The sequence below is a fragment of the Streptomyces sp. NPDC022910 genome, assembly GCF_055561075.1.
Window position 1 is genome coordinate 1 of the sequence record NZ_JBVHHL010000025.1, and the last position, 22,009, is coordinate 22,009.

19 protein-coding genes and 6 pseudogenes are annotated in these 22,009 nt (G+C 71.5%); 12 read left to right on the forward strand and 13 right to left on the reverse strand.

All coding sequences use genetic code 11. The annotated features are described in order from the left end of the window. Positions 1–158: 158 nt before the first annotated feature. A pseudogene (locus ACZ3TS_RS23105) lies at positions 159–1,646 on the forward strand (FUSC family protein). A 91-nt stretch (positions 1,647–1,737) separates the two neighbouring features. After that, entirely contained in the window at positions 1,738–2,763 is a 1,026-nt protein-coding gene (locus tag ACZ3TS_RS23110) for a lactonase family protein (protein WP_467620835.1), read from the forward strand. A gap of 156 nt (positions 2,764–2,919) precedes the next feature. On the opposite strand, the gene ACZ3TS_RS23115 is transcribed toward ACZ3TS_RS23110, so the two are convergent. The 3 genes and pseudogenes from ACZ3TS_RS23115 to ACZ3TS_RS23125 all read right to left on the reverse strand — a co-directional run. Further along, positions 2,920–3,843 carry a sirohydrochlorin chelatase gene (locus ACZ3TS_RS23115; protein WP_467620837.1) on the reverse strand — a complete coding sequence of 308 codons (924 nt, stop codon included), beginning with the start codon at positions 3,841–3,843 and terminating at the stop codon, positions 2,920–2,922. Between the two features lie 166 nt (positions 3,844–4,009). Next, positions 4,010–5,023 (reverse strand): N-acetylglucosamine kinase, encoded by a 1,014-nt coding sequence (locus tag ACZ3TS_RS23120; protein ID WP_467620840.1) that lies wholly within the window; start codon positions 5,021–5,023, stop codon positions 4,010–4,012. A 14-nt stretch (positions 5,024–5,037) separates the two neighbouring features. After that, a pseudogene (locus tag ACZ3TS_RS23125) lies at positions 5,038–5,502 on the reverse strand (uracil-DNA glycosylase); the annotation flags it as partial. Positions 5,503–5,514: 12 nt separating this feature from the next. On the opposite strand from ACZ3TS_RS23125, the gene ACZ3TS_RS23130 reads away from it, so the two are divergent. Both ACZ3TS_RS23130 and ACZ3TS_RS23135 read left to right on the forward strand, forming a co-directional pair. Then, entirely contained in the window at positions 5,515–5,658 is a 144-nt protein-coding gene (locus tag ACZ3TS_RS23130) for a hypothetical protein (RefSeq protein WP_467621112.1), read from the forward strand. Positions 5,659–5,736: 78 nt separating this feature from the next. Then, positions 5,737–6,414, forward strand: coding sequence for a uracil-DNA glycosylase (locus ACZ3TS_RS23135; RefSeq protein WP_467620843.1), 678 nt, complete (start codon positions 5,737–5,739; stop codon positions 6,412–6,414). Positions 6,415–7,009: 595 nt separating this feature from the next. Here ACZ3TS_RS23135 and ACZ3TS_RS23140 read toward each other — a convergent pair. The 5 genes and pseudogenes from ACZ3TS_RS23140 to ACZ3TS_RS23160 all read right to left on the reverse strand — a co-directional run bounded on the left by ACZ3TS_RS23140 (position 7,010) and on the right by ACZ3TS_RS23160 (position 10,356). Continuing rightward, on the reverse strand, positions 7,010–7,855 hold the full coding sequence (locus ACZ3TS_RS23140; RefSeq protein WP_467620846.1) for an aldo/keto reductase: 846 nt from the start codon (positions 7,853–7,855) through the stop codon (positions 7,010–7,012). A gap of 102 nt (positions 7,856–7,957) precedes the next feature. Continuing rightward, the gene (locus tag ACZ3TS_RS23145; RefSeq protein WP_467620849.1) at positions 7,958–8,260 is read right to left on the reverse strand and encodes a hypothetical protein; all 303 of its coding nucleotides are present in this window, start codon (positions 8,258–8,260) and stop codon (positions 7,958–7,960) included. 74 nt (positions 8,261–8,334) lie between these two features. Beyond that, a pseudogene (locus ACZ3TS_RS23150) lies at positions 8,335–8,871 on the reverse strand (NF041680 family putative transposase); the annotation flags it as partial. A gap of 4 nt (positions 8,872–8,875) precedes the next feature. After that, a pseudogene (locus tag ACZ3TS_RS23155) lies at positions 8,876–9,082 on the reverse strand (uracil-DNA glycosylase); the annotation flags it as partial. A gap of 188 nt (positions 9,083–9,270) precedes the next feature. Beyond that, positions 9,271–10,356, reverse strand: a complete 1,086-nt coding sequence (locus ACZ3TS_RS23160; protein WP_467620851.1) for a WD40/YVTN/BNR-like repeat-containing protein — start codon at positions 10,354–10,356, stop codon at positions 9,271–9,273. 299 nt (positions 10,357–10,655) lie between these two features. Here ACZ3TS_RS23160 and ACZ3TS_RS23165 point away from each other — a divergent pair, with 299 nt between their 5' ends. From ACZ3TS_RS23165 to ACZ3TS_RS23185, 5 genes and pseudogenes are all read left to right on the forward strand, one after another. Then, positions 10,656–11,237, forward strand: a complete 582-nt coding sequence (locus ACZ3TS_RS23165; RefSeq protein WP_467621094.1) for an Rv1733c family protein — start codon at positions 10,656–10,658, stop codon at positions 11,235–11,237. A 1,056-nt stretch (positions 11,238–12,293) separates the two neighbouring features. Next, positions 12,294–12,713: a Mu transposase domain-containing protein gene (locus ACZ3TS_RS23170; protein ID WP_467620853.1), complete on the forward strand. Its 420-nt coding sequence runs from the start codon at positions 12,294–12,296 to the stop codon at positions 12,711–12,713. Beyond that, positions 12,713–13,564, forward strand: a complete 852-nt coding sequence (gene istB / locus ACZ3TS_RS23175; RefSeq protein WP_467620854.1) for an IS21-like element helper ATPase IstB — start codon at positions 12,713–12,715, stop codon at positions 13,562–13,564. Before ACZ3TS_RS23170 ends, istB begins: the two co-directional genes overlap by 1 nt. Positions 13,565–13,864: 300 nt before the next feature. Then, complete coding sequence (locus ACZ3TS_RS23180; protein WP_467620855.1) at positions 13,865–15,262, forward strand: rhodanese-like domain-containing protein; 1,398 nt, start codon at positions 13,865–13,867, stop codon at positions 15,260–15,262. Then, positions 15,259–16,015: pseudogene (locus tag ACZ3TS_RS23185) on the forward strand (sulfite exporter TauE/SafE family protein). Before ACZ3TS_RS23180 ends, ACZ3TS_RS23185 begins: the two are co-directional and overlap by 4 nt. Before the next feature lie 71 nt (positions 16,016–16,086). Here ACZ3TS_RS23185 and ACZ3TS_RS23190 read toward each other — a convergent pair. Next, on the reverse strand, positions 16,087–16,374 hold the full coding sequence (locus ACZ3TS_RS23190; RefSeq protein ID WP_467620858.1) for a metal-sensitive transcriptional regulator: 288 nt from the start codon (positions 16,372–16,374) through the stop codon (positions 16,087–16,089). 76 nt (positions 16,375–16,450) lie between these two features. On the opposite strand from ACZ3TS_RS23190, the gene ACZ3TS_RS23195 reads away from it, so the two are divergent. After that, positions 16,451–17,050, forward strand: a complete 600-nt coding sequence (locus ACZ3TS_RS23195) for a rhodanese-like domain-containing protein (protein ID WP_467620861.1) — start codon at positions 16,451–16,453, stop codon at positions 17,048–17,050. A 98-nt stretch (positions 17,051–17,148) separates the two neighbouring features. Here ACZ3TS_RS23195 and ACZ3TS_RS23200 read toward each other — a convergent pair whose 3' ends face one another. Beyond that, positions 17,149–17,478, reverse strand: coding sequence for a TfoX/Sxy family protein (locus tag ACZ3TS_RS23200; RefSeq protein ID WP_467620864.1), 330 nt, complete (start codon positions 17,476–17,478; stop codon positions 17,149–17,151). Between the two features lie 61 nt (positions 17,479–17,539). Here ACZ3TS_RS23200 and ACZ3TS_RS23205 point away from each other — a divergent pair. Then, positions 17,540–17,710 (forward strand): annotated as a pseudogene (locus tag ACZ3TS_RS23205) (transcriptional regulator); the annotation flags it as partial. 10 nt (positions 17,711–17,720) lie between these two features. On the opposite strand, the gene ACZ3TS_RS23210 reads toward ACZ3TS_RS23205, so the two are convergent. Then, the gene (locus ACZ3TS_RS23210; RefSeq protein ID WP_467620867.1) at positions 17,721–19,070 is read right to left on the reverse strand and encodes a nucleobase:cation symporter-2 family protein; all 1,350 of its coding nucleotides are present in this window, start codon (positions 19,068–19,070) and stop codon (positions 17,721–17,723) included. Between the two features lie 18 nt (positions 19,071–19,088). After that, positions 19,089–20,474, reverse strand: a complete 1,386-nt coding sequence (locus ACZ3TS_RS23215; protein WP_467620870.1) for an FAD-dependent oxidoreductase — start codon at positions 20,472–20,474, stop codon at positions 19,089–19,091. 221 nt (positions 20,475–20,695) lie between these two features. On the opposite strand from ACZ3TS_RS23215, the gene ACZ3TS_RS23220 reads away from it, so the two are divergent. Beyond that, positions 20,696–21,160 (forward strand): DUF6214 family protein, encoded by a 465-nt coding sequence (locus tag ACZ3TS_RS23220; protein ID WP_467621097.1) that lies wholly within the window; start codon positions 20,696–20,698, stop codon positions 21,158–21,160. Positions 21,161–21,193: 33 nt separating this feature from the next. Here ACZ3TS_RS23220 and ACZ3TS_RS23225 read toward each other — a convergent pair whose 3' ends face one another. Next, entirely contained in the window at positions 21,194–21,892 is a 699-nt protein-coding gene (locus ACZ3TS_RS23225) for a TetR/AcrR family transcriptional regulator (protein ID WP_467620873.1), read from the reverse strand. Positions 21,893–22,009: the final 117 nt, after the last annotated feature.

Sequence of the window (22,009 nt, forward strand, 5' to 3'; positions counted from 1 at the left end):
CGACGAACGTCCTCAACAGGGCCGGGCTGGCCCTCTGCGACGTGGCCTAGCCACCGACACAGGAAGCCCGCGCGTTTACGCGCGGGTGGAGTCACTCCCATGTCCCGACGGTCGGTGGGTCGGCATGTGATGAGGGTGGATTTCCGACGGTGAAGAAGATGTTCACGGCTCCTGACCCGGGGCTGTTCCGGCTGCGGATCTCGCTGCGCGCGGTGCTCGGTATCGGCCTCGCCGTGACCGTGTGCGAGGCGGCCGGGCTGTCCTTGCCCGCCTCGATCACCGGCGGCCTCGCCGCGCTTCTCGCACTGTTCACCGTTGCCGATCCGACGGTGCGGGGCCAGGCGGTCACCACCGCGCTGCTGCCCGCCGTCGGCCTGCCCGTCCTCGCGCTCGCGACCGCCCTGCACGGGGTGCCGCCGGTGCGGGACGCGGTCTGGCTCGGGGTGGTCTTCGCCGGCGTGTACGCCCGCCGCTGCGGCCCGAGGGGCCATGCGCTGGGCATCTTCGCGTTCATGACGTTCTTCGTCGCCCAGTTCCTGCATGCCGTACCGGCCCGGATCCCGGAGTTGTACGCGGCCGTGGCGCTGTCGCTCGCCGTCGCGTCGGCGGTGCGGTTCGGCGCCTGGTGCGTCGAGCGTCGTACGGCACTGCCCGCCGCGCCCATCCCCCTCGACGGACGGGGCCTGGGTCGGCCCGCCACCCGCCAGGCCTTCCAGGCGACGGCTGCCTGCGCCTTCGCGATCGCCGCGGGACAGATGGTGTCGCACGAGCGCTGGTACTGGGCGGTCGCCACCTCCTGGTGGATCTTCGTGAACACAGCCTCGCGCGGCGAGACGCTCGTGCGCGGCTTCCGGCGCGTGGTCGGCACCGTGACCGGTATCGTCGCGGGACTGCTGACCGCCGTGCCGTTGCACGGCGCTCCCGCGCCCACGGCCGCGCTCATCGCCGTCTGTGTGTTCGGGGTCTTCTACACGGCGGCGCCGTCGTACAGCTGGATGATGTTCTTCGTCACAGTCATGGCGGGCCTGCTGTACGGGCTCCTGGGCGTCCTGCATCCCGGGCTGCTTGCCCTGCGACTGGCGGAGACGGGCGTCGGGGCACTGAGCGCGGCGCTCGCCGTAGCTCTCGTCCTGCCGATCACCACGCACACGGTCACCGACCAGTGGGTCCGCCGCGCCCTGCACGCCGTGCACGGCTGCACCGCGGCGGCGGCCCGGCGGCTCGCGGGTGACGCAGAGGCGGACCCCGCGTCCCGTGCTGCGGAGCTCGAAGCGCTTCTGGGGCGCGTACGCCTGGCGCTCGCGCCGTTGGTGCACCCGCTGAACCCGCTGCGGGCGCGCAAGGAACGGGCCCGTCAGGTGCTCGCCCTGCTGGACGAGTGCGCCTGGCAGACGCGCGGCCTCGTCGCCGTCGCGGCCGATCCGGACGCCTCGCACGACGTCCGCCTCACGGCCGCGTGCTGACGTGTCGAGACCGCCGTGGAGGCACTGCTCGGCGCGGTCCCCGAACGCGCTGTCGCAGCCCATCGGGGTGTTCCCGGCCACCACCCCGGCGCCGAAGAAGCGCTGAGCCACCTCCACGCCCTGGAACGCGCCCTCGTGGCGATGGCGGCACCGCTGCGCGGCTCGTCGCCGGCCCGGGCCTGACATCAGTTGTCGGCAGGCGCCTCTGCCGCTTGCTGGTCTAGACCTGCTGCTACCGTGCTCCCCGCAGAGTGTCGGCGAGAGGGGATCGGCAGTGGCGGACGGCGGCGGGCGACGACGGGCGTACATTGGCTCGTTCACGGCGGCGGGAGGGCGAGGTGTCCTCGTGGCCGCCGTCGATCCGGACAGTGGCGCGCTGAGCGTCCTGAGCGCCGTTGACGCAGTGCCGGACCCGTCGTACCTGGCGCTGTCCGGCACCATGCTGTACGCGGTCAGCGAGACGGCAGACGGCGCGGTCGCCGCGTACCGTCTGGACGGCGACAGGCCGGAACTCACGGGTCCGCCGGTCCCCGTCGGCGGCAGCGGGCCCACCCATCTGAGTCTGCACGCCGGTCACGTCCTCACCGCCAACTACGGTTCCGGCAGCGTCACCGCCGTCCCGCTGCGCGCCGACGGCACCCTCGCCGACGGCGCGTCCGCCGTGCTCCGGCACCAGGGTTCCGGGCCGGTTCCGCACCGGCAGCGGTCTCCGCACGCCCATCAGGTGCAGCCCGACCCGAGCGGCCGGTGGGTCGTCAGTGTCGACCTCGGCACGGACTCCGTCCGCGTGTGCGCGCTGGAGGACGGCACACTCTCGCTGCATCGCGAGACCGCGCTGCCTCCCGGCTCCGGACCGCGTCACCTGGCCTTCCACCCGGGTGGGAAGAGCGCGTACGTCCTCAACGAGCTGACGCCGACCGTCACCGTCTGCCGCTGGGACTCCGAAGCCGGCGTGCTCGAGCCGGTCTCCGAGACGCAGGTGCTGCCGGACACTTCCGTCGGCGACGCCTACCCGTCGGGGATCGTCGCCTCGCCCGACGGACGCTTCGTGTGGACCGCGACACGGGGGCAGGACGTGCTGTCCGTGCTCGCCGTCGAGGACCATGGACTCGCGCGGGTGACCACGCTGCCGTGCGGGGGTGTCTGGCCGCGCGCGCTCGCCCTGGCGGAGGGGTTCCTGTACGTCGCCAACGAACGGTCCGGGGACGTGACCTGGTTCGCCCTGGATCCCGAGACGGGGGTCCCCCAGCGGGGCGGCTCGGTGGACGCACCCGCGGCCTCCTGCGTGGTTTTCGGCTGAGGGGCGGCCGGGCCGTGCCAGGGCTGGTCCGGACGCCGGGAGCGGCCCGGCCTGACCACGCGCAGGAGTCTTCGGCCCGCCCGGCCCCGGCAGAGCGAAGGGCCCGCTCCATGAGAGGGGCGGGCCCTTGGCCGTACGAATGTGGTCCGGCGGAAGTCAGCGCACCGGCGTGCCCTGCGCTTGCTGCGGGGCGATGCCCAGCGCTGTCGTGTACTTGGCGAGCGCCAGCTTGCCGATCGCCGGGTACGGGCCGAGCGCCTCGGCGGCGGCGCAGTCCGCCTCCGTGGCGGCCGCCTCCAGCAGCCCGGCCTCGAGCTCCGGGCCGATCAGGTACGGGGCCAGCGCCAACTGCTGCGAGCCCGAGGAACGCAGCTGCTCGGCGACGGCCGCGATCGAGCCCTCCTGGTCCAGCGCCGCCGCCATCACCGGCACTGCGAGCCGCGCGGCCAGCAGCATGCCCGTGATTCCGGCCGCCTGCACGGCCTCGTCACCGCCCACGGACGCGAGGATGATGCCGTCCGCGGCGGTCGCCACGGTGAACAGCCGGGCGCGGTCGGCGCGTGCCAGACCGGCCTCGGACAGCCGTACGTGCAGCGCCTCGGCGAGCAGCGGGTGCGGGCCGAGGACGTCGGTCAGATCAGCGGCGATCCGGCTGTCCATGACGGCCTGGCGGACCCGGCGCAGCAGCGCGCTGTCCGGACCGGCCAGCAGCGGGACCACCACGGCCACGGGGCCGTCCGGCTGCTTGGCCTCCACGCCGGCGGCGACGGCCTGCTCGTAGCGCGCGGTGCGCTTTTCGGCGGTGTGCGTGAGCACGGACTGCAGTGTGGGGAACTCGGAGTCGTCCCCGTCCAGGTAGCCGATCCGGGCGTCGAGGCCGGGCAGCTCCGAACGTGCGATGCTCACGACCTCCTCAGCGAGGCTGCGCGTGGCGGCGCTGGGCGCGCCGGGCACTGCGAGGACGAGCGCGGGCGCGCCTTCGGGAGCCGCCAGGGGTTCCGGACGGCGGTGCCGCCCGGGCTGGCGGGGTCGCGGCATTCGTACAGGCAGGCCGGACGCGGGCCCAGTGGGGGAGCTCATGGCGCGCATGCTACTCACTTTGTGGGCTCCCCTGTTCGGGGAGGGTGCAGGTGAACGGTTTCCGTCCGGTTTTGTCTGATGAGTTACGTACGGATGAGAAGTGGTCGATACCGTCTGACTTTTCCATCACATACCAGGATCAACTTCCCTCTCCTGACAAGGGGAATCAGTCACCCTTTTCGGTCGCGACATACAGCAGCCGTTCGTCGTACGGCAGTTTGAGCTCGTCGCCCGCGAGCGCGAGCGCGATGCGTACGGCACCGTCCAGCGGGTCGCCCTCCGCCGGGACCAGGCGCGCCTGCGGCAGCTGCCGCGCCAACTCCTCCCGCAGTGGTACGAGAAGGGGCTCGCCCAGCTGGAAGAGGCCGCCGGTCAGGGCGGCTCGGGGCTCGCCCGAGGCGGGACACACGGCGGCCGCCGACTCGGCCATGTGCCGGGCCGCGGCACGCAGGATGCCGGCGGCGACCGGATCGACGGCGGCGCAGCCGGCGACTTCGGGCGCGAACGAGGCCAGCACCGCGGGCCGGTCGGTACGCGGGTACAACTTGCCGGGCAGCCCGGTCACCGGGCCGAACACCGTCTCCGCCTGCGCCAGCAGGCGGACCGAGCCGCCGGGCCGCCCGTCGTGGGCGCGCAGCGCCGCCTCCAGCCCGGCCCGGCCGATCCATGCGCCGCTGCCACAGTCGCCCAGCAGATGCCCCCAACCGTCCGCCCGGCGCCAGCTCTTGAGATCTGTGCCCAGCGCGATCACACCGGTGCCGGCCGCGACCACCGCTCCCGGGTGGGCGCCGAGCGCGCCCGCATAAGCGGCGACGGCGTCCGCGGCCAGCGCGACCCTGCGCACGTCGAGCTCACGGGCCAGCGCCGGGAAGAGCGCGGCGCGCAGATCGTCGCCCAGGGTGGCCAGACCGGCAGCCCCGATCGCGGCGGTCCGTATCTCGGCACCGCCGACAGCGGTCTGCAACTGGCGTGCCATAGGCAGGAGTTGTTCCAGCAGATGCCCGGCATCGATCCCGCGCGGACCGGTACGGACCGGCTCCCGCGAGGTGAGCGGGGCCGGCGCGGCCGAAGCCGGTCCACCGCGCGGGACGAGGGCGACCCGCAGGCCGGACCCTCCGGAGTCCACGGCGAGGACGGCCTCCGGCACCGGGCCGTGTGCGCCCGCCGCCGAGTCGTCCACGGCACCGGACGGTGTCACGGCAGACGCCAGTCCACCGGCTGCCCGCCCTGCCTGACCAGCAGGTCGTTGGCCCGGCTGGACGGGCGCGAGCCGAAGAAGCCGCGGTCCGCCGACATCGGCGACGGGTGCGCCGACTCGACCGACGGCAGATCGTCCAACAGCGGCCGCAGATTGCGGGCGTCACGCCCCCACAGGATGGACACCAGTGGCTTTCCGCGCGCGGCCAGTGCCCGTATCGCCTGCTCGGTGACCTCCTCCCAGCCCTTGCCCCGGGGCGCCGCGGGACGGCGCGGGGCCGTGGTGAGCGCCCTGTTGAGCAACAGCACGCCCTGCTGGGTCCACGGTGTGAGATCGCCGCTGGAGGGGTGGGGCAGACCCAGGTCGGTGTTCAGCTCCTGGAAGATGTTGATCAGGCTGCCCGGGAGCGGCCGTACCTCCGGAGCGACGGAGAACGACAACCCCACCGCGTGTGCGGGAGTTCCGGGATCTGGGTGTCGGCGACGAGAGGCTGGCAAGGCGTGATGACCATGGCGGAGCGGCTTGATCACTGGATGCAACAGGCTCCCCTCCTTCCCGGTGACCGACTGGGCGATCTGCTGGACCAGCTCGATGACCTCGATGAGGAGGAAGAGTAGCGCTGTGGGCGGCGTCCGTGTGTGGGGGACTTCTGTGTTTGTGCGGGGACCGGTTGTGTGCCAGTAGGGTGACGCGCTGTGGCACCACGACCCTTGTATGAACTTGTTGAAGCAGGCTGGGCGAAGGCTCTGGAACCTGCGGCCGAACGTATCGCTGCGATGGGGGACTTCCTCCGGGCCGAGATAGCGGCCGGCCGGACCTACCTTCCGGCTGGGGCGAATGTCCTGCGGGCCTTCCAGCAGCCTTTCGACGACGTCCGCGTCCTGATCGTCGGCCAGGATCCTTACCCCACGCCGGGGATGGCGATCGGGTTGAGTTTCGCGGTGGCGCCCGAGGTGCGTTCGCTGCCAGGCAGTCTGGAGAACATTTTCCGGGAGATGCATGCGGATTTGGGGCTGGCTAGGCCGTCGAACGGTGATCTGACGCCGTGGACCCAGCAGGGTGTGCTGCTGCTCAACAGGGCGCTGACCACGGCCCCGCGCAGCCCCGGCGCCCACCGTGGCAAAGGCTGGGAGGAGGTCACCGAGCAGGCGATCCGAGCGCTGGCGGCGCGTGGTAAGCCGCTGGTGTCCATTCTGTGGGGGCGTGACGCGCGTAATCTGAGGCCGTTGCTCGGGGATCTGCCGGCGATCGAGTCCGCACACCCGTCCCCGATGTCGGCGGACCGGGGCTTCTTCGGCTCCCGTCCGTTCAGCCGGGCCAACGACCTGCTCGTCGAGCAGGGTGCCCAGCCGGTGGACTGGCGCCTACCGTAGGGCATGGCCGTCGCAGCGGCCGAGTCTCTTGCCGAAGTGCCAGCAGCTTCTTCGTCTGCAGGTGGTACAGCGGCAGCGTATCCTCGACCTGCGGGCACAGTGGCCATGGACAGCTCGTCGGAGTCGTTGGCCCGGGAGCGGTCCGGAGCTACTTTTGCCCGGGGCCGCCCGGCGCAGACAGCGATCGGGCCCTGTGGCAACAGCTCGCACTCTGGCCAGACTGGCACCGGCCAACACCGCCCTGCACGCTGAATCCCGCACGCTGCTACCGCAGGACGACAATCCGCCGGCCGTGGCCGCAGGCGGTGGCCAACCGCTCTGAACGACTTCGAGTTCCATACGTGTCCGCGCTGCGGTGCAGGCGTCCCCGACCGCGTGCGTCGGCGGCCTGAACGGTGTCCGCAAGCCGACGGGCGGACGGAGGGATCCCGTGCTCGGACGTGTAGAACGGAAGACCAGCCGCTTGAGGTCGATCACCTGGGTGTCGGCGCCCGCCTCGGCCGCCACACACAGTGCGGTGAGGCTGGTCGACGGGGTGCGCGGCGAACCCCCGCATTCCGACGACGAGCGGGGGCGCGCCATCCTGTCAACTCCTTCAGAGCATCTCCAGGGGCGTGGGCCCGCTGGGCGGCGGGAACGCCTCGTCGAGGGCGTCGAGCGCCTCGGTAGGAAGGTGGAGGTCCGCCGCGCCGCGGTTCTCCCGAACGTGGTCGGCTGATCCGGAACGCGGGATCGCGGCCACCCCCTGTTCCAGCACCCAGGCGAGTGCCACCTGGGCCGGCGTGGCTCCGAGGGCCCGGGCCACGGCACCCAGAGCCTCGACCTTCAGCAGCCGCCCCTGCTCGATCGGGGAGTAGGCCATGACCGTCACCCCGGCCTCGCGGCACCAGGGGAGCAGATCCCACTCGATGCCGCGCCGGGAGAGGTTGTACAGCACCTGGTCGACGGCCACGACGTCGCCGCCGGGGAGGGTGGTCAGCTCGACCATGTCGGGGACGTCCAGATTGCTCACGCCCCAGTAACGGATCTTCTCCGCCTCCATCAGGTCGGTGAATCCCGCAAGGGTCTCCTCGAGTGGCCACCGTCCCCGCCAGTGAAGCAGGTAGAGGTCCAGCCGTTCCGCACGGAGCCGCCGCAGGCTGCCCTCGCAGGCGGCGACGGTGCCTTTCCGGTCGGCGTGGCCGGGCAGCACCTTGCTGACGAGGAAGACCTCCTCCCGGCGTCCCCGGAGGGCCTCCCCTACGAGTTCCTCGGCTGCGCCGTCGCCGTACATCTCCGCCGTGTCGACGATGGTCATGCCCAAGTCCACGCCCAGCCGCAGCGCGGCGATCTCCTGTTCACGCCAGGCCGGGTCCTCGCCCAGGTACCAGGTGCCCTGCCCGAGCGCCGCGATCTGCTCACCGGAGGGGAGTGCGATCGTTCTGGCCGATTCCGCAGACATCTCGTGCCTCCCGTCTGCCGCGGATCCGTGTCACGCGCACCCGCACCGAGTGCCCAGGTCCGAGCCTCCCAGTCAACCGGTGTCGCATGCGCCGCAGGGAGGTCAGGAGGGGCGAGCGGACTGCGCCGAGAGCGCGCCGGGACCGGGTGCGCGGTCGCGCAACGCGACGGCGACCGACATAACGGCCCCGCAGGAGAGGACCGCCGCGAAGCCGATCATCGCGGTCTGCACAGCGAAGTGCCGCAGGGCGATGCTGAACAGGACGGAGGGCAGGCCCATTCCGAGGTAGGCGACGACGAAGAACACGGCGAGGACCCCCGCGCGTGAGGCGGGCTCGGCCACTGAACCGGCACGTTCGACGCCTCCCTTGAACAGCAGCCCGGAGCCGGCTCCCGACAGGGACACGGCGACCAGGTAGAGCCAGAGTCACGGCCCTGCACCGCCGGCACCGGGCCGTGGAGGATCCGGATCGACAATGGTCTGACCTGGTCACGTTCGGCGTTGGTCTCGGGCCGCCTGGCGGTTTTGCCCACGTCGTAGCGAGTGGCGGGGTGCCGGTTCTTCGAGCCGAGAGGCCGTCCGGGGCCGGGCCTGTTGGCTTTCGGCGCACGGGCCGGACAGGGCAAGTTCCGGCGGAGGTTCCCGAACCCCCAGCGAACCCGGGCGGGGGTGAGCCGCCCGGGCGCGGCCGGTATTTCCCAGGGGCGGCGAAGGTCCGCGGCCTGCGGCCGGGCGAGGTGGAGCTGGGTGTGGGCCGCGACGACCAGCCAGGTCCACCGGTCCGCCGCCTCGGGCGTGCGGAGCTTCGGTCTGGTCCAGCCCAGCGTCTGCTTGATCATCCGGAACGTGTGCTCCAGGTCGAACCTGCGCAGGAACGCCTGCCAGCGCAGGTCGACGTCTTCGGCCGACAGGCCGGTGGCCGACATACACAGCTTGACGGGAAGTGGATCCTGGCCGCCGGGCAGGCGGTCGACCTCCAGGCGGATCAACGTGCCTTCAAAAACGGGGAGCTCGCCGGCGCCCCGGTGTGGGATACGGATCCTGTCCGACGATCAGGACGCGGACCTCGTCGAAGGGTTGCTGAAAGGCCCGCTGGACATTCGGGCCCGCCGGGAGGTAGGTGCGCCCCGCGGCGATCTCCGCGCGAAGGAAGTCCCCCATCTCGGCGATCCGTCCGGCCACGGGTTCGAGGGCATTCGCCCAGCCGGGTTCGACGATCTCATGCAACGGTCGTGGTGCCCCGGGCGTCACCTACTGCTGCGCACACGCCGACGATCAACCAGTGGCCCAAGGACGACCGGGAATGATCGCGTGGTGGACGAACAGGGCTCGGCGGGGGCGGTCATGACCGCTGTGCCTTTGATCCCGAGAAGGTCGTGTCCCTCGTACGGAAGGTGCGCGGGGCGGACGTCGGATCAGACGATCACCGCCGCCCGTACGCACAGCACGTCCGGCAGATGCGACGCCAGCTGCTGCCAGCTGTCGCCGTCGTCCGACGAGGCGTACAACTCGCCGTTGCGATTGCCGAAGTAGACACCCGCGGGGTCCGCGTCGTCCGTGCACAGGGCGTCGCGCAGCACCGTGCCGTAGTGGTTCTCGCCCGGCAGCCCCGCCATGAGCGGTTCCCAACTCTTGCCCGCGTCCGCTGTGCGGAAGACCCGACAGCGGTGGTCGGCCGGGACGCGGTCCGCGTCCGCGTTGATCGGGAAGACGTACGCAGTGTCCCCGCGGTGCGGATGGGCGGCCGCGGCGAACCCGAACGTCGACGGCAGTCCCGCACCGATGTCCGTCCAGTGGCCGCCCGCGTCGTCGCTTCTGTACACCCCCCAGTGGTTCTGCAGATACAGCCGGTCCGGGGTCGCCGCGTCCTGTGCAATCTTGTGCACGCACTGACCGAACTCCGGGTTGGGCTCGGGCAGGAACACGGCGGAGACACCGGAGTTGGACGGCTCCCAGCTCGCGCCGCCGTCCCGAGTCCGGAACACCCCTGCCGTCGACACGGCCACCGTCACGGCCTTCGGGTCCCGCCTGTCGGTGAGCACGGTGTGCAGGCCCTCGCCACCGCCGCCCGGCACCCACTTGTCGCGCGTGGGGTGCTCCCACAGCGGCCGCACGAGGTCGAAGCTCTCGCCCCGGTCCTCGGACCGGTACAGCGCGGCCGGTTCCGTGCCCGCGTACACCACGTCGGGTTCGGCGGCCGCCGGGTGCAGCTGCCATACGCGCTCCAGCGAAGCGCCCGTGTCCTTCGGGAACTTGACGGCGGGTTGCTTCGGTTCGGTCCAGGTGCGGCCCAGATCGTCCGAGTGGAAGACGGACGGTCCCCAGTGCGAGCTGTCCCCTCCGGCCAGCAGGCGCGGGGTGGCGCCCCGGGTGTCGATGGCGACCGAGTAGACGGCCTGTGCGTTGAAGTACGGACTCTCGTCGAACTCCCAGGCGCCGCCCCGTCGCCGCCCGATGAAGAGTCCCTTGCGTGTGCCCACGGTGAGCAATACGTCGGCCATGCCGACCACCTCCGAAACGCCGGTGTTCCAGACACGGGCCAGTCTGCACCCCGCCACTGACAGTCACCCACGGACATCTCGTCCACGCAGGTCAGCGGCCGCGTTGCGGAGAGGCAGAGGGATGTCCGACGGATGCGGGACCGTGCGTCGGCGCTCACGGCATCGGGGTTAGCGCGCGCCGGAGAACCGACCGACGGACGTCACCTGAGCACCGCGGCCCCGGCACCCGTATGGGAGTGAGGTCGGGGGGTGTCCGTGCGTGCGTGAGGAGGATGCCATCGATGAGGTGGCTGCCATCGATGACGGCGTTCCGCGGTCCCAGGGTGTGGCTGTGGCGGTGGCGGCGCAATCCGCTGCGGCGCCGCAGTGATGCTCTGGAGGCCTGGATCGTGCTGACGGTCTGGGCTGTGACCGTGGTCGGGGGAGTGCTGACGGGACTGGCGGCGACGCACTCGGTGGAGCGGGGTCTGGCCCGGGAGCGTGCCGAGTGGCGCCCGGTCGTGGCCCTGCTCACCCAGGACGCGCCGAAGGCGACCGCCGCGACCGCGTCAGGCTCGGAAGGGGTGTGGGCAAAGGTGCGCCGGACCGGGACGGACGGTTCGTCCCACACCGGACAGGCCCGGGTGGCCGCCGGCAGTCCGACGGGCAGCGCCGTCACCGTGTGGACGGACCGTGACGGCCTTCTGGTGACGCAGCCGGCCTCCGCGTCCCAGGCACAGGTGCGCGCTGCCATGGTCGGCGTACTGGTGGGGATGGGTGCGGCAGCGGTGCCGTTCTTGGGCGGTCGCATCGCACGCGAACGTCTGGAACGGCGGCGCCTGGCGCAGTGGGACGAGGCCTGGGCGCGGTTCGGGCCGATGTGGGGGCGGAAGACGGGCTGACCCGGAGGCCGGTCGGCCCCCGTACGGCGGGCCCCGCAGGCTCGACACCGATGAAAGGGTCTTCTGTGGCGGTCGCGCCTCGCCCGGTCGCCGACCGGGAGAGCTGCCGCAAAGGACGCTGTCCGGGCCATGGCGCGATCGAGCGGTGAGAGTCGCCTCGCCGGGCACGATTCCTGGTGATCAGCCGGCCTGCGGCCTGCGGCCTGCGGCCTGCCTGGGAGCCGTTCATCCTCCAGGACGTCATCGATTCCCTATCCACCGGACCGTGCCCGGCGCCGACGCGGTGTGGCCAGTCCCGCCCGCAGCAGATCGTGGGCCGGGGCGGCGGCCGGCCCCATCTCCGCGGGGCATGCGCGAAGCTGCCGCGCGCGTCCGTGTTCTGCCCCTGATCGGCTCGCAACTCCCTTTGCAGCAGGGGCAGTACGACGCCCTGCGCTCGCGGTCAGGTCGAGCAGGAAGGGAATGAAGCGGGCGTCTCGGCAACGGGTGAAACGAGGGCCACGTACGGCGGATGAAAAGTGAGCCACTCCGCGATCTCTTGATCATCCTGACTTCACTGGTCTGGAGTCAGGAGGAAGCGAGGGTGATCCACGTGGGGGACTGGGCTGAGATTCGCCGGAGCACCGGATGGAGGGCTTGTCGGCACGGGCGGTGGCCCGACAGCTGGGGATCTCCAGGAACACCGTGTTGCGGGCGGCGGCCGGTTCTGATCGACGGGCACTGGCGCCTGCTGACCGGCTGGCAGGCCGTGCCCAAGACGCTGGTCTGGGACAACGAGCCCGGCATCGGCAAAGGGCGCTTGACCAGCGAGTTCGCTGCGTTTGCGGGCCTGCTCGCCATCCGGGTCCACCTCTGCCGGCTCCGGGATCCGGAGGCGAAGGGCCTGGTCGAGCGCGCCAACGGCTATCTGGAGAGCAGTTTCCTGCCCGGCCGGGTCTTCACCGGCCCCAACGACTTCAACGCCCAGCTGACCGCCTGGCTGCAGGTCGCCAACCGGCGCCATCACCGTGTCATTGACGCCCGGCCGGCAGATCGCTGGAAGCGGACCGCGCGGCGATGCTCACCATCCCACCGGTCGATCCGCCGAACTGGTGGCCGCTTCGCACGCGTCTGGGCCGCGACCACTACATCCGCCTCGCCACCAACGACTACTCCGTCCACCCCCGCGCGATCGGCCACGTGATCACGGTCCGCAGCGACACCGAAGAGATCACCGTGACCTGCGGCGAGGACTTGGTGGCCCGCCATGCCCGCTGCTGGGCCAGACACCAGTCGATCACCGACCCCGAGCACGCAGCCGCGGCCCGGCACCTGCGCGAGCAGGTCTGGCAGCAGCAGGCCGCTCGCACGCACGCCGCCCGAGCCGCACTCCTCGCCGCGGACAGCCTCGGCATCGAGGTCGAACAGCGCGAGCTGGGCACCTACGACCGCATGTTCACCCTCATCGAGGGCGGAGGCGGAAAGGAGGAAACCTGATGTCCCGCACCACCGGCGCCCTGGCCGGCCAGAAAACCCCCACTGCGGGTCGGACGATGGACGGCCAGGCCGCCCGCACCGGCCAGCAGACCGCCGCCGACCTGGCATTCCTCGCCCGTGCCATGAAGGCCCCTGCCCTGCTGGACGCCGCCGAGCGCCTGGCCGAACGCGCCCACACCGAGTCCTGGACCCACCTCGAATACCTCGTCGCCTGCCTCCAGCGCGAGGTCGCCGCCCGCGAGGCCCACGGCGGCGAGGGACGCATCCGCGCCGCCCGCTTCCCCGCCATCAAGACCCTCGAGGAACTCGACCTGACCCACCTGCGCGGACTGACACGCCAACAACTCGCACACCTGAGAACACTGGACTTCATAGCGGCCAAGGAGAACGCCGTTTTCCTCGGTCCCCCGGGCACCGGCAAGACACACGTCGCGACCGGACTCGCCGTCCGGGCCTGCCAGGCAGGCCACCGGGTCGCGTTCGCCACCGCCGCCCAGTGGGTCGACCGCCTGGCCGCCGCCCACCAGAACGACCGGCTCCAGGACGAGCTGGTCAAGCTGGGCCGCTACCCACTGATCGTGATCGACGAAGTGGGGTATATCCCCTTCGAGGCCGAGGCCGCGAACCTGTTCTTCCAGCTCGTCTCGAACAGATACGAGAGGGCCAGCCTGATCGTCACCTCGAACAAACCCTTCGGACGCTGGGGAGAGGTCTTCGGCGACGAAACCGTGGCCGCCGCGATGATCGACCGCCTCGTCCACCACGCCGAGGTCTACTCCCTCAAGGGCGAGTCCTACCGCATGCGAGGCCGGGAACTCGGCCGCGTCCCCACGGCCACCGACAACAACTGACACGAACCGCCGAGCCGCAGGTGGCTCACGATTGAACCGTTCGAACTGGCTCCAAATTCAACCGCTGCCGACAGGGCGCCTCGAGTCGTGTACATCGCTCTGGTGGTGGACGGCGCCGTACATGCCGTCGAGCGCTCTGCTCCATCGAGGCCCAGTCGACCTGGTCGATCGTCGGTCACCCCCTGAGGAGGCGTCCCCTGCCACCTCCCTCCAGGGACTCTCGCCGGATACCCCCGGGGGTAATCTGCTAGCCTCCCAACGTATACCCCGGGGGGTAAATTCGCAGGGAAGGAGCGACCGATGTTCTTCGTCGAAACCATCGAGCTGTCGGGGCTCGGCAACCGCAGCTATCTCGTGGGCGGTGCGCACACGGTCGTGGCCGTCGATCCGCCCAGGGACATCGACCAGGTCATCGCCGCGGCTGCGCGGCGCGGTGTGCGCATCTCCCACGTCGTGGAGACCCACCTGCACAACGACTACGTCTCCGGCGGGCTGGAGCTGGCCCGCGTCTGCGGTGCCGCCTACCTGGTCCCGGCCGCCGCACACGTCTCCTACGAGCGGACCGCCGTGCACGACGGCGACACGGTGGAGATCGACACCGGCCTGACGCTGCGCGCCGTGGCGACCCCCGGACACACGCCGCACCACACCTCGTACGTCCTGGAGGAATCGGATGCGACCGTGGCGGTGTTCACCGGCGGCTCACTGCTCATCGGCACCGTCGGGCGCCCCGATCTGGTCGAACCGCGGCTGACCGAGCCCCTCGCCCGCGCCCAGCACGCCTCCGTGCACCGGCTGGCGGCCGAACTCGCCGACGAGACGCCCGTCCTGCCCACCCATGGCTTCGGCAGCTTCTGTTCCTCCGCGCAGGCCACCGGCGTGGCCGCCACCACCATCGGCAAGGAGAAGCAGGTCAACGAGGCCCTCGTGCGGGACGTCGACACCTTTGTCGCGGACCTGCTGGCAGGCCTCGAGGACATACCCGCGTACTACGCACACATGGGTCCCGCCAACGCGGTAGGTCCCGCACCGGTCGACCTCACCCCGCCCGCCGTCGCCGACGCGGAGGACATCGCCGCACGCCTCGCCGCGGGGGAGTGGGCGGTGGACCTGCGCAGCCGTGTCGCCTTCGCGCAGGGGCATGTGGCGGGCTCGTTCAACTTCGAGGCCGGCGGACAGCTCGCCACCTATCTGGCCTGGCTGATCCCGTGGGGCAGGCCCGTCACCCTGCTCGCCGAGTCGCCCGAGCAACTGGCCGCGGCGCAGCGCGAGCTGACCCGTGTCGGAATCGACCGCCCGGCTGCCGGGGCGGTCGGCGGACCCGCATCCTGGATACGGGACGACGAGACGCCGGCCTCCTTCCGGCGTGCCTCCTTCGCCGATCTCGTCGGCATCGCGGACCGGCGCGCGGGCGGCGACGTCGTCGTCCTGGACGTCCGCCGCGACTCCGAACGCGCCCGCGGGCACGTCGAGGGGTCCGTGCACATCCCCGTCCACACCCTGTACCGGCGCCTCGACGAGGTCCCACCGGGTGAGGTGTGGGTGCACTGCGCGGGCGGCGCGCGCGCCGCGATCGCCGCGTCCCTGCTCGATGCCGCGGGCCGTGACGTCGTCGCCGTCGACGACGGATTCCAGGCGGCCGTGGCGGCCGGGCTCACAGTGCGCGGGAGCGGCGGCGACGGCGGCCCGGCCACGTGAGCACCCTGATCCTCGCCCTGGCCTCCGGTGCGGTCATCGGACTGGCGCTCGGAGCGCTGGGCGGCGGCGGAAGTGTTCTGGCCGTCCCCGCCCTGATCCATCTGCTCGGCTTCACCTCAGTTGCCGCCACCACCGCGAGCCTGCTCATCGTGACCGCGACCTCCGCGACCGCCCTGGTCGCGCACGCCCGCGAGGGCAACGTCCGCTGGCTGACCGGAAGCCTGTTCGCCGCGGCGGGCATCGTCCCCGCCATGCTCACCGCGGTGCTGGCGGCCCGGCTGCCGGATGCCGTCCTGACCGGTGCCTTCGCCCTGGTGGCGCTGGCGGCCGCGCTGCGCATGCTGCTGCCGCGGCCCGTGGCCCACACCGCACGGGAGGTACGGCCGGTCCCGGCCGCCGCGGCCGCCGCGGCCGGTGCGGGGCTGGGCGCGGTCACCGGCTTCCTCGGGGGTGGGCGGCGGCTTCCTCGCCGTACCGGCGCTGGTGAGCGTCCTCGGGCTGCGGATGCGGCCTGCGGTGGGCACCAGCCTGCTGGTCATCACGGTCAACTCACTGGCGGCACTCGCGGCCCGCACAGGTACGGCCGACGGGCTGGACTGGTCCGTCGTCGCGCCCTTCGCCGGGGCGGCGATCCTCGGCGCGTGGGACGGCAGACGGCTCGGCGCCCAGGTGTCCGGCGGCCTGCTGCAGCGGGCCTTCGCGGCCGTGCTGCTGGCCGTGGCCGTGTTCATGCTGATCGGGGCCGTCGGATGAACGCGGACGTGAACACGGCGGCGCACCGCGGCCGGCCCGCGCTTCGCGCCGCCATGGACCCCGCGGCCGTCTTACGCCAGCGACAGGAACAGCTTCTCCAGCCGCGCCCGCATCTCCTCGCGGTCCTCGGGCGTCTTCGTGCCGCCCTCGTCGTCGGTGAGGCACTGCTGCAGACCGGTCGCGATGATCGCGAAGCCCGCCCGGTCGAGGGCCCGGGACGCGGCGGCGAGCTGGGTGACCACGTCCTCGCAGTCGCGGCCCTCCTCGATCATCCGGATCACGCCGGAGATCTGGCCCTGCGCTCGACGCAGTCGGTTCAGCACGGCTCGTAGCTCGGCGCCCGCGAGATCCAGGTCCACGATCCACTCCTCGAAAATACCCCTAGGGGTAATCTACCCCGCTTCGGGGAAGCAACGACAACCAAGGATGACACTCATGTCCGACCCGCTGATCGACACTCCGTCCGTCCCGCTCACCCTCGACGTCGCCCGGACCCGTGCCCGGCTCGACGAGCTGACCGTCATCGACGTACGGACACCCGCGGAGTACGTCTCAGGACACGTCCCCGGCGCGCTCAACATCCCCCTCGACGAACTGCGGCGCGCTCTGCCCGCCCTGCGTCAGGCCGCTTCCCGCGCCGACCTGCTCATGGTGTGCGCCTCCGGCAACCGTTCGGCGAACGCGTGCGGCATCCTCGCCGAGCACGGGATCACCGCCGCCACGCTGGTGGGCGGTACGAGTGCCTGGGCCGCCGCCGGTCACGAACTGCACCGCCCCGAGGGGGCGGCGCGCACGGTCTGGGCGATGGAGCGACAGGTGCGGTTCGCGGCCGGCTCACTCGTGCTGCTCGGCCTCGGGCTCGGTCTGCTGGTCCACCCGGCGTTCGGGCTGTTGTCGGCCGGGGTCGCCGGCGGCCTGGTCTACTCGGCGGTCAGCGACACCTGCGGTATGGCCTACGTGCTGGGCAAGCTGCCGCACAACCGTTCGCGCGGAGCCGGTCTCGACGTCACGCTCGCCCCTCTGCGCGAGCGCTGACGCGGAGTCCGCCCGTGCGCCTCGCCGCACGGGCGGACACCGACGCGGACCGGGTCGCACCGGCGGTGGGGGCACTTACGGTCGACGCCGGCCGTTCGTCACTTGGGCGGGAGCCCGGCCGCGAAGGCACAGCCCTCGTCGATCCACTCCGCAAGCACGTCGTCCTCGGCGACCGCGGACGCCGCGACCACGACCCAGCCGCGCATCGGACGGCCTGTCATGTCGAACAGCCGCGCGCCCGGTCGGGCCAGTGCCGCGTCCGTGCCGTCGGGCGCTACCCGCACCATGAGGTCGTCGCCCGTCACCCCCACCGCCATGTTGCCGCGGCACAGAAAGGCGATCCCGCCGAACATCCGCTTCTCCATGACGTCCGGATCCGAGCCGAGACGCTCCCTGATCCGCTCCGCCAGCCCTTCGTCGTACGCCATGACGGCCCTCGTTCCGAGTCCACCGGGTGCCGATTCCAGGATGGCCGGGACCGGGGCTGTTGTGACCCCCGCCGCCACGAGCAGCCGCGACCTTCCGCACCCGGCATGCGAGGAGATCCGTCTGGAGAGCGTGCTGCACGTGCTGTCCGATCCCATGCGGCTGCGGATCGTGCAAGAGCTTGCCGCCGACGGCGACGAGCTCTCCTGTTCGCACTTCGACCTGCCCGTCACCAGCCACCCTCCTAGCCGCCGCCGTTCACCAGACCGACCCCGCCCTGGGGGACCGCTGAACCGGCCTTCGAGGGATAGTGGTTGAACAGCAGATTGAGGACGATCGCCGTGAGGCAGCCGGCGCTGATCCCGCTGTTCATCACCGTCTGGAACCAGTCCGGGAACTTCTCGTACACCGTCGGCACGCCGACCGGCAGGATGCCGACCGCCAGTGAGACGGCCACCACCGTCAGGTTGTGGTTGCCCTTGAAGTCCACCTCCGCCAGAGTGCGCAGTCCGCTCGCGGCGACCGTCCCGAACATCACCAGGCCCGCGCCCCCCAGCACCGGTGCCGGTACGGCCGCGACCACCGCGCCCAGCTTCGGCAGCAGGCCCAGCAGCACGAGCATGCCCCCGGAAGCCGCCACGACCCAGCGGCTGCGCACCCGGGTCATTCCGACCAGGCCGACGTTCTGCGCGTACGCCGTGTACGGGAAGGTGTTGAAGACCCCGCCGAGGACGGTGGAGAGCCCGTCGGCCCGCAGGCCGTCCGCGAGCGAGCGCGGGTCGGCCTTCCGCCCGGTCATCTCGCCGACCGCGATCAGGTCGCCGGTCGTCTCGGTCATCGTCACCAGCGCCACCACGAGCATCGACACCACCGCGGAGGTGTGGAAGGTCGGCGTGCCGAAGTGGAAGGGCGTGCTGATCCCGACCCAGCCGGCGTCGCCGACGCCACCGAAGTCGGTGAACCCGAACGGCACCGCGACCGCGAGCCCCACTGCGATGCCGATCAGCACGGCGATCCGGCTCAGAAACGCCGGCGCGAACCGCTGCACGCCGAGCACCACCGCGAGCACGAAGGCCGCCAGCACCAGGTTCTTCGGCTCCCCGAAGTCCTTCGAGCCCTGGCCGCCCGCGGCCCAGTTGCCCGCCACCGGCAGCAGCGAGACACCGATGATCAGGATCACCGTGCCGGTCACGAGCGGAGGGAAGAAGCGCAGCAGCCTGCCGAAGACCGGGGCGAGCAGCATGATCGCGAGTCCTCCCACGATCACCGAGCCGTAGATCGCGGGCAGTCCGCCGCCCGTCGTCCCGATCAGCACCATCGGGGTGACGGCGGCGAAGGTACAGCCCTGCATGATCGGCAGCCGCACGCCGAAGCGCCAGAAGCCGATGCACTGGATGAGCGTCGCCACGCCGCACACCAGTAGGTCGGCCGTGATCAGATAGGCCAGATCCGCGGCCGACAGCTTCATGGCACCGCCGACGATCAGCGGAACGGCCACGGCGCCGGCGTACATCGCGAGTACGTGTTGGAGGCCGAAGGCGGCCAGTTGGCGTATGGGCGGGACTTCGTCCACGGGATGAACGGGTGTGGTCATGTGGAGACCGTAAGCCGCTTAAACAGTTTGTTGATTTCGTGGGTGTTGCTGCTCTGTGTCCTGGAGGGCGGTGCCTTTCGCGGCGGTCATCAGTGACTGCCAGTCCGGGAGCTTGACCACCCCTCGCCCCAGTGACGCGCCGAGTTCCGCTTCCGCACGCTCGATCGCCAGCCAGCCCGCCCACTCGACAGGGGTGAGCCCGTCCGCTCGCAGCGCCGGGAGCGCGTCCTGGGGAGCATCGCGCTGTACGAGCCCGGGCATGTCCTCGAGCAGCGAGGTCACTGTCTCCTTCGCGCACGGCCGGTTCGTGCCGATGACGCCCGTCGGGCCCCGCTTGATCCACCCGGCCACGTACTCCCCCGGGGAGACCGCGCCGTCGCGCAGCACCCGCCCCGCCAGATGCGGCACGGTGCCGGACCCCGCGTCGAAGGGCAGCCCCTCCAGAGGCACTCCGCGATAGCCGACGGAGCGCAGCACCAGTTGTGCCTCGATGTCCTCGAACCGCCCGCTGCCCCTGACCCCGCCATGTCCGTCGAGGGCCGTCCGCTCGAAACGCACAGCGCCCACGCGACCTCCCTCGGCGACGAGCTCGACCGGGCGCAGGAAGAAGCGCAGCCGGATCCGGCGCGGGGCACCCCGAGGCGGTGTGGCGGCCCAGCCGCGCAGCACCTCGACGTTGCGGCGCTGGATGGCCGGGAGCCCTGAGGGATCGACGTACGCCGGATCGAGCGCCAACTCCGCCTCGTCCACGACCACCTCGGTGTCCGGCAACCCGCCCAGCTCGCGCAGTTCCTTCGTGGTGAACCGGGCCTGCGAGGGTCCGCGCCGCCCCACCATGTGGATCTCGGTGACCTTGCTGTCGGCCAGCGCGGTGAGCGCCGCCTGCGGCATGTCCGTGGGGCTCAGCTCCGTCGCCCCGCGGGCCAGCATCCGGGTTACGTCGACGGCGACGTTCCCGACGCCGATCACCACCGCGGTGCGCGCACCGAGCACGAAACCGTCGGCGAGGCAGTCCGGGTGCGCGCTGTACCAGGACACGAACTCGGTCGCGGACCAGCTGCCGGGCAGCTCCTCGCCCGGGATGCCGAGATGCCGGTCGGTCGCGGCACCCACGCAGTAGACGACCGCGTGGTACAGCTCGCGCAGCCGAGCCGGCGGCACTCCGCCCGCGCCGACCTGGACGCCGCCCAGGAACCGGATCCGCTCATGCTCCATGACCGCGCGCAGGTTGTTCTGCAGCGACTTGATCTTCTCGTGGTCGGGCGCCACGCCGTACCGCACCAGGCCGTACGGGCACGGCAGCCGGTCGAGGACGTCGACGCGCACCTCTGGATCCTGCTGGACAAGGCTCTGGGCGGTGTAGACCCCACTCGGCCCGGAGCCGACGACGGCGACATGCAGCACGGCGGAACTCCCTCGTTGAGGAGATCGCTGGTGGCTCCAGCATTGCACCGCGCACGGCTTGAAGGGAGGGGGCGAACGGGTGCGGCACTGGGCCGACGGGGTGCGGTGCGCGCTTCTGCCGTGCGTGGCATTCGCATGGTATGTGATCACTCGCATACGTTGCGTGCGTGCTCGAAGTGTCCTTTCAGGATTTTTCCGATCACACCGGATCGGACGGGGCGGTGTCCGTGTGGCCCGCGTGGGAAGTGCGGGAGCACGGGAGCGTCACGACATGGTTCGCCGTCCGGCTCGACCTGCCCGACGGGGGACGGGTCGACGTCCTCGCGGTCGCGGCCGGCGGATGCGTGGCGATCGAAGAGGTGCGGGCCCAGCCGCCCCTGTCGTTCGACGACCTGGTGGCGCTCGCCGACTGGATCGAGGAACCGCTGCTCGAGGCGTACGGCACAGAGCCCGGCCGCTCGTGCGAACCCGCGGGAGCGCCGGGGTCCCGGGACCGGCCCTCCTGGCCGCGTGGTACCGAGGGATGGCGTCTCGTGGCAGAGGAGTACCGCGCGGCCCTGGGCGAGGGTGCGGACCCGGTGTTCGCTGTGATGCGCGTTACGGGGCGCAGCCGCCGCAGAGCGTTGAAGCTGATCGCCGAGGCGCGCGACACCGGGTTTCTCACGTCACGTCACGCCCGGCGCTGAGCGGGCGCCTTGCGCGTGCTTGTGAAGGAACGTTCAGGCGTGGCCGGGCTGCTTCGCCAGGTCGTTGGTCTCCGGATGGCGGCTCTCCGTCGCGAAGAACCGCGACAGATCCGTGTCGTACGCCTCGCCGGTCGCCTCCGGGTCCGGTGGGGCGCCCATCTCCCGGTCGAGGCCATACCGCTCGAACAACTCGGCCCGCAACACGGGCAGCGGCATCGGAGCGCCCGGCACCAGGGCGGCGTAGACCGCGCCCATCAACAGGGCCCGCAGCATCGGGTAGTCGGTGTCCGCATCCGTCGACCCGTGCCGTGCCACCGTGTCCCGCAACAGCTCTGCCAGCCGCTGCTGTTCGGGGCACTGCACGAACCCCTCGGCCTGCAGGATCCCCGCCATGTGCTGCCGCATGAGTACGGTGTGATGAACGGTGAGGCCCAGGATCGCGTCGATGGCCCGCGCCATCCGCTCCCGGCCGTCCTCGGTGCGCGGCTCCCGCTCCAGGGCCTCCTCCAGGGTGCGGTGCATCAGCCGGTGAACGGCCGACTGCAGGAGTTGTCTTTTGCCGGGGAAGTAGTACGACACCAGGCCCCGCGCCGAGCCTGCGCGGTCCGCGATGTCGCCGAGCGTCGTGGCGGCGTAGCCGCGCTCGCTGACCAGTTCGACCGCGGCCTGCAGGAGCCGTTCGCGGGAACGCCGCCGCAATTCTTCATTGACCGAGGCGCTGCGCGGCGACATCCTGGACTCCTGCGTTGACTGGCTGTCAGCCAACTATACTCAACGCTGTCCGGACCCGTCCCGTCGGTCGGTTCCGGATCGGCGTCTGCCCTGGGCCACGCGGGGGATGGTCCAGGG

Excerpts from the sequence above, each read along its gene's own strand:
- ACZ3TS_RS23115 (WP_467620837.1), bottom strand. The coding sequence starts at position 3,843 with ATGAGCTCCCCCACTGGGCCCGCGTCCGGCCTGCCTGTACGAATGCCG.
- ACZ3TS_RS23140 (WP_467620846.1), bottom strand. The coding sequence starts at position 7,855 with ATGTCTGCGGAATCGGCCAGAACGATCGCACTCCCCTCCGGTGAGCAG.
- ACZ3TS_RS23160 (WP_467620851.1), bottom strand. The coding sequence starts at position 10,356 with ATGGCCGACGTATTGCTCACCGTGGGCACACGCAAGGGACTCTTCATC.
- ACZ3TS_RS23165 (WP_467621094.1), top strand. The coding sequence starts at position 10,656 with ATGACGGCGTTCCGCGGTCCCAGGGTGTGGCTGTGGCGGTGGCGGCGC.
- ACZ3TS_RS23170 (WP_467620853.1), top strand. The coding sequence starts at position 12,294 with ATGCTCACCATCCCACCGGTCGATCCGCCGAACTGGTGGCCGCTTCGC.
- istB (WP_467620854.1), top strand. The coding sequence starts at position 12,713 with ATGTCCCGCACCACCGGCGCCCTGGCCGGCCAGAAAACCCCCACTGCG.
- ACZ3TS_RS23180 (WP_467620855.1), top strand. The coding sequence starts at position 13,865 with ATGTTCTTCGTCGAAACCATCGAGCTGTCGGGGCTCGGCAACCGCAGC.
- ACZ3TS_RS23195 (WP_467620861.1), top strand. The coding sequence starts at position 16,451 with ATGTCCGACCCGCTGATCGACACTCCGTCCGTCCCGCTCACCCTCGAC.
- ACZ3TS_RS23200 (WP_467620864.1), bottom strand. The coding sequence starts at position 17,478 with ATGGCGTACGACGAAGGGCTGGCGGAGCGGATCAGGGAGCGTCTCGGC.
- ACZ3TS_RS23210 (WP_467620867.1), bottom strand. The coding sequence starts at position 19,070 with ATGACCACACCCGTTCATCCCGTGGACGAAGTCCCGCCCATACGCCAA.
- ACZ3TS_RS23225 (WP_467620873.1), bottom strand. The coding sequence starts at position 21,892 with ATGTCGCCGCGCAGCGCCTCGGTCAATGAAGAATTGCGGCGGCGTTCC.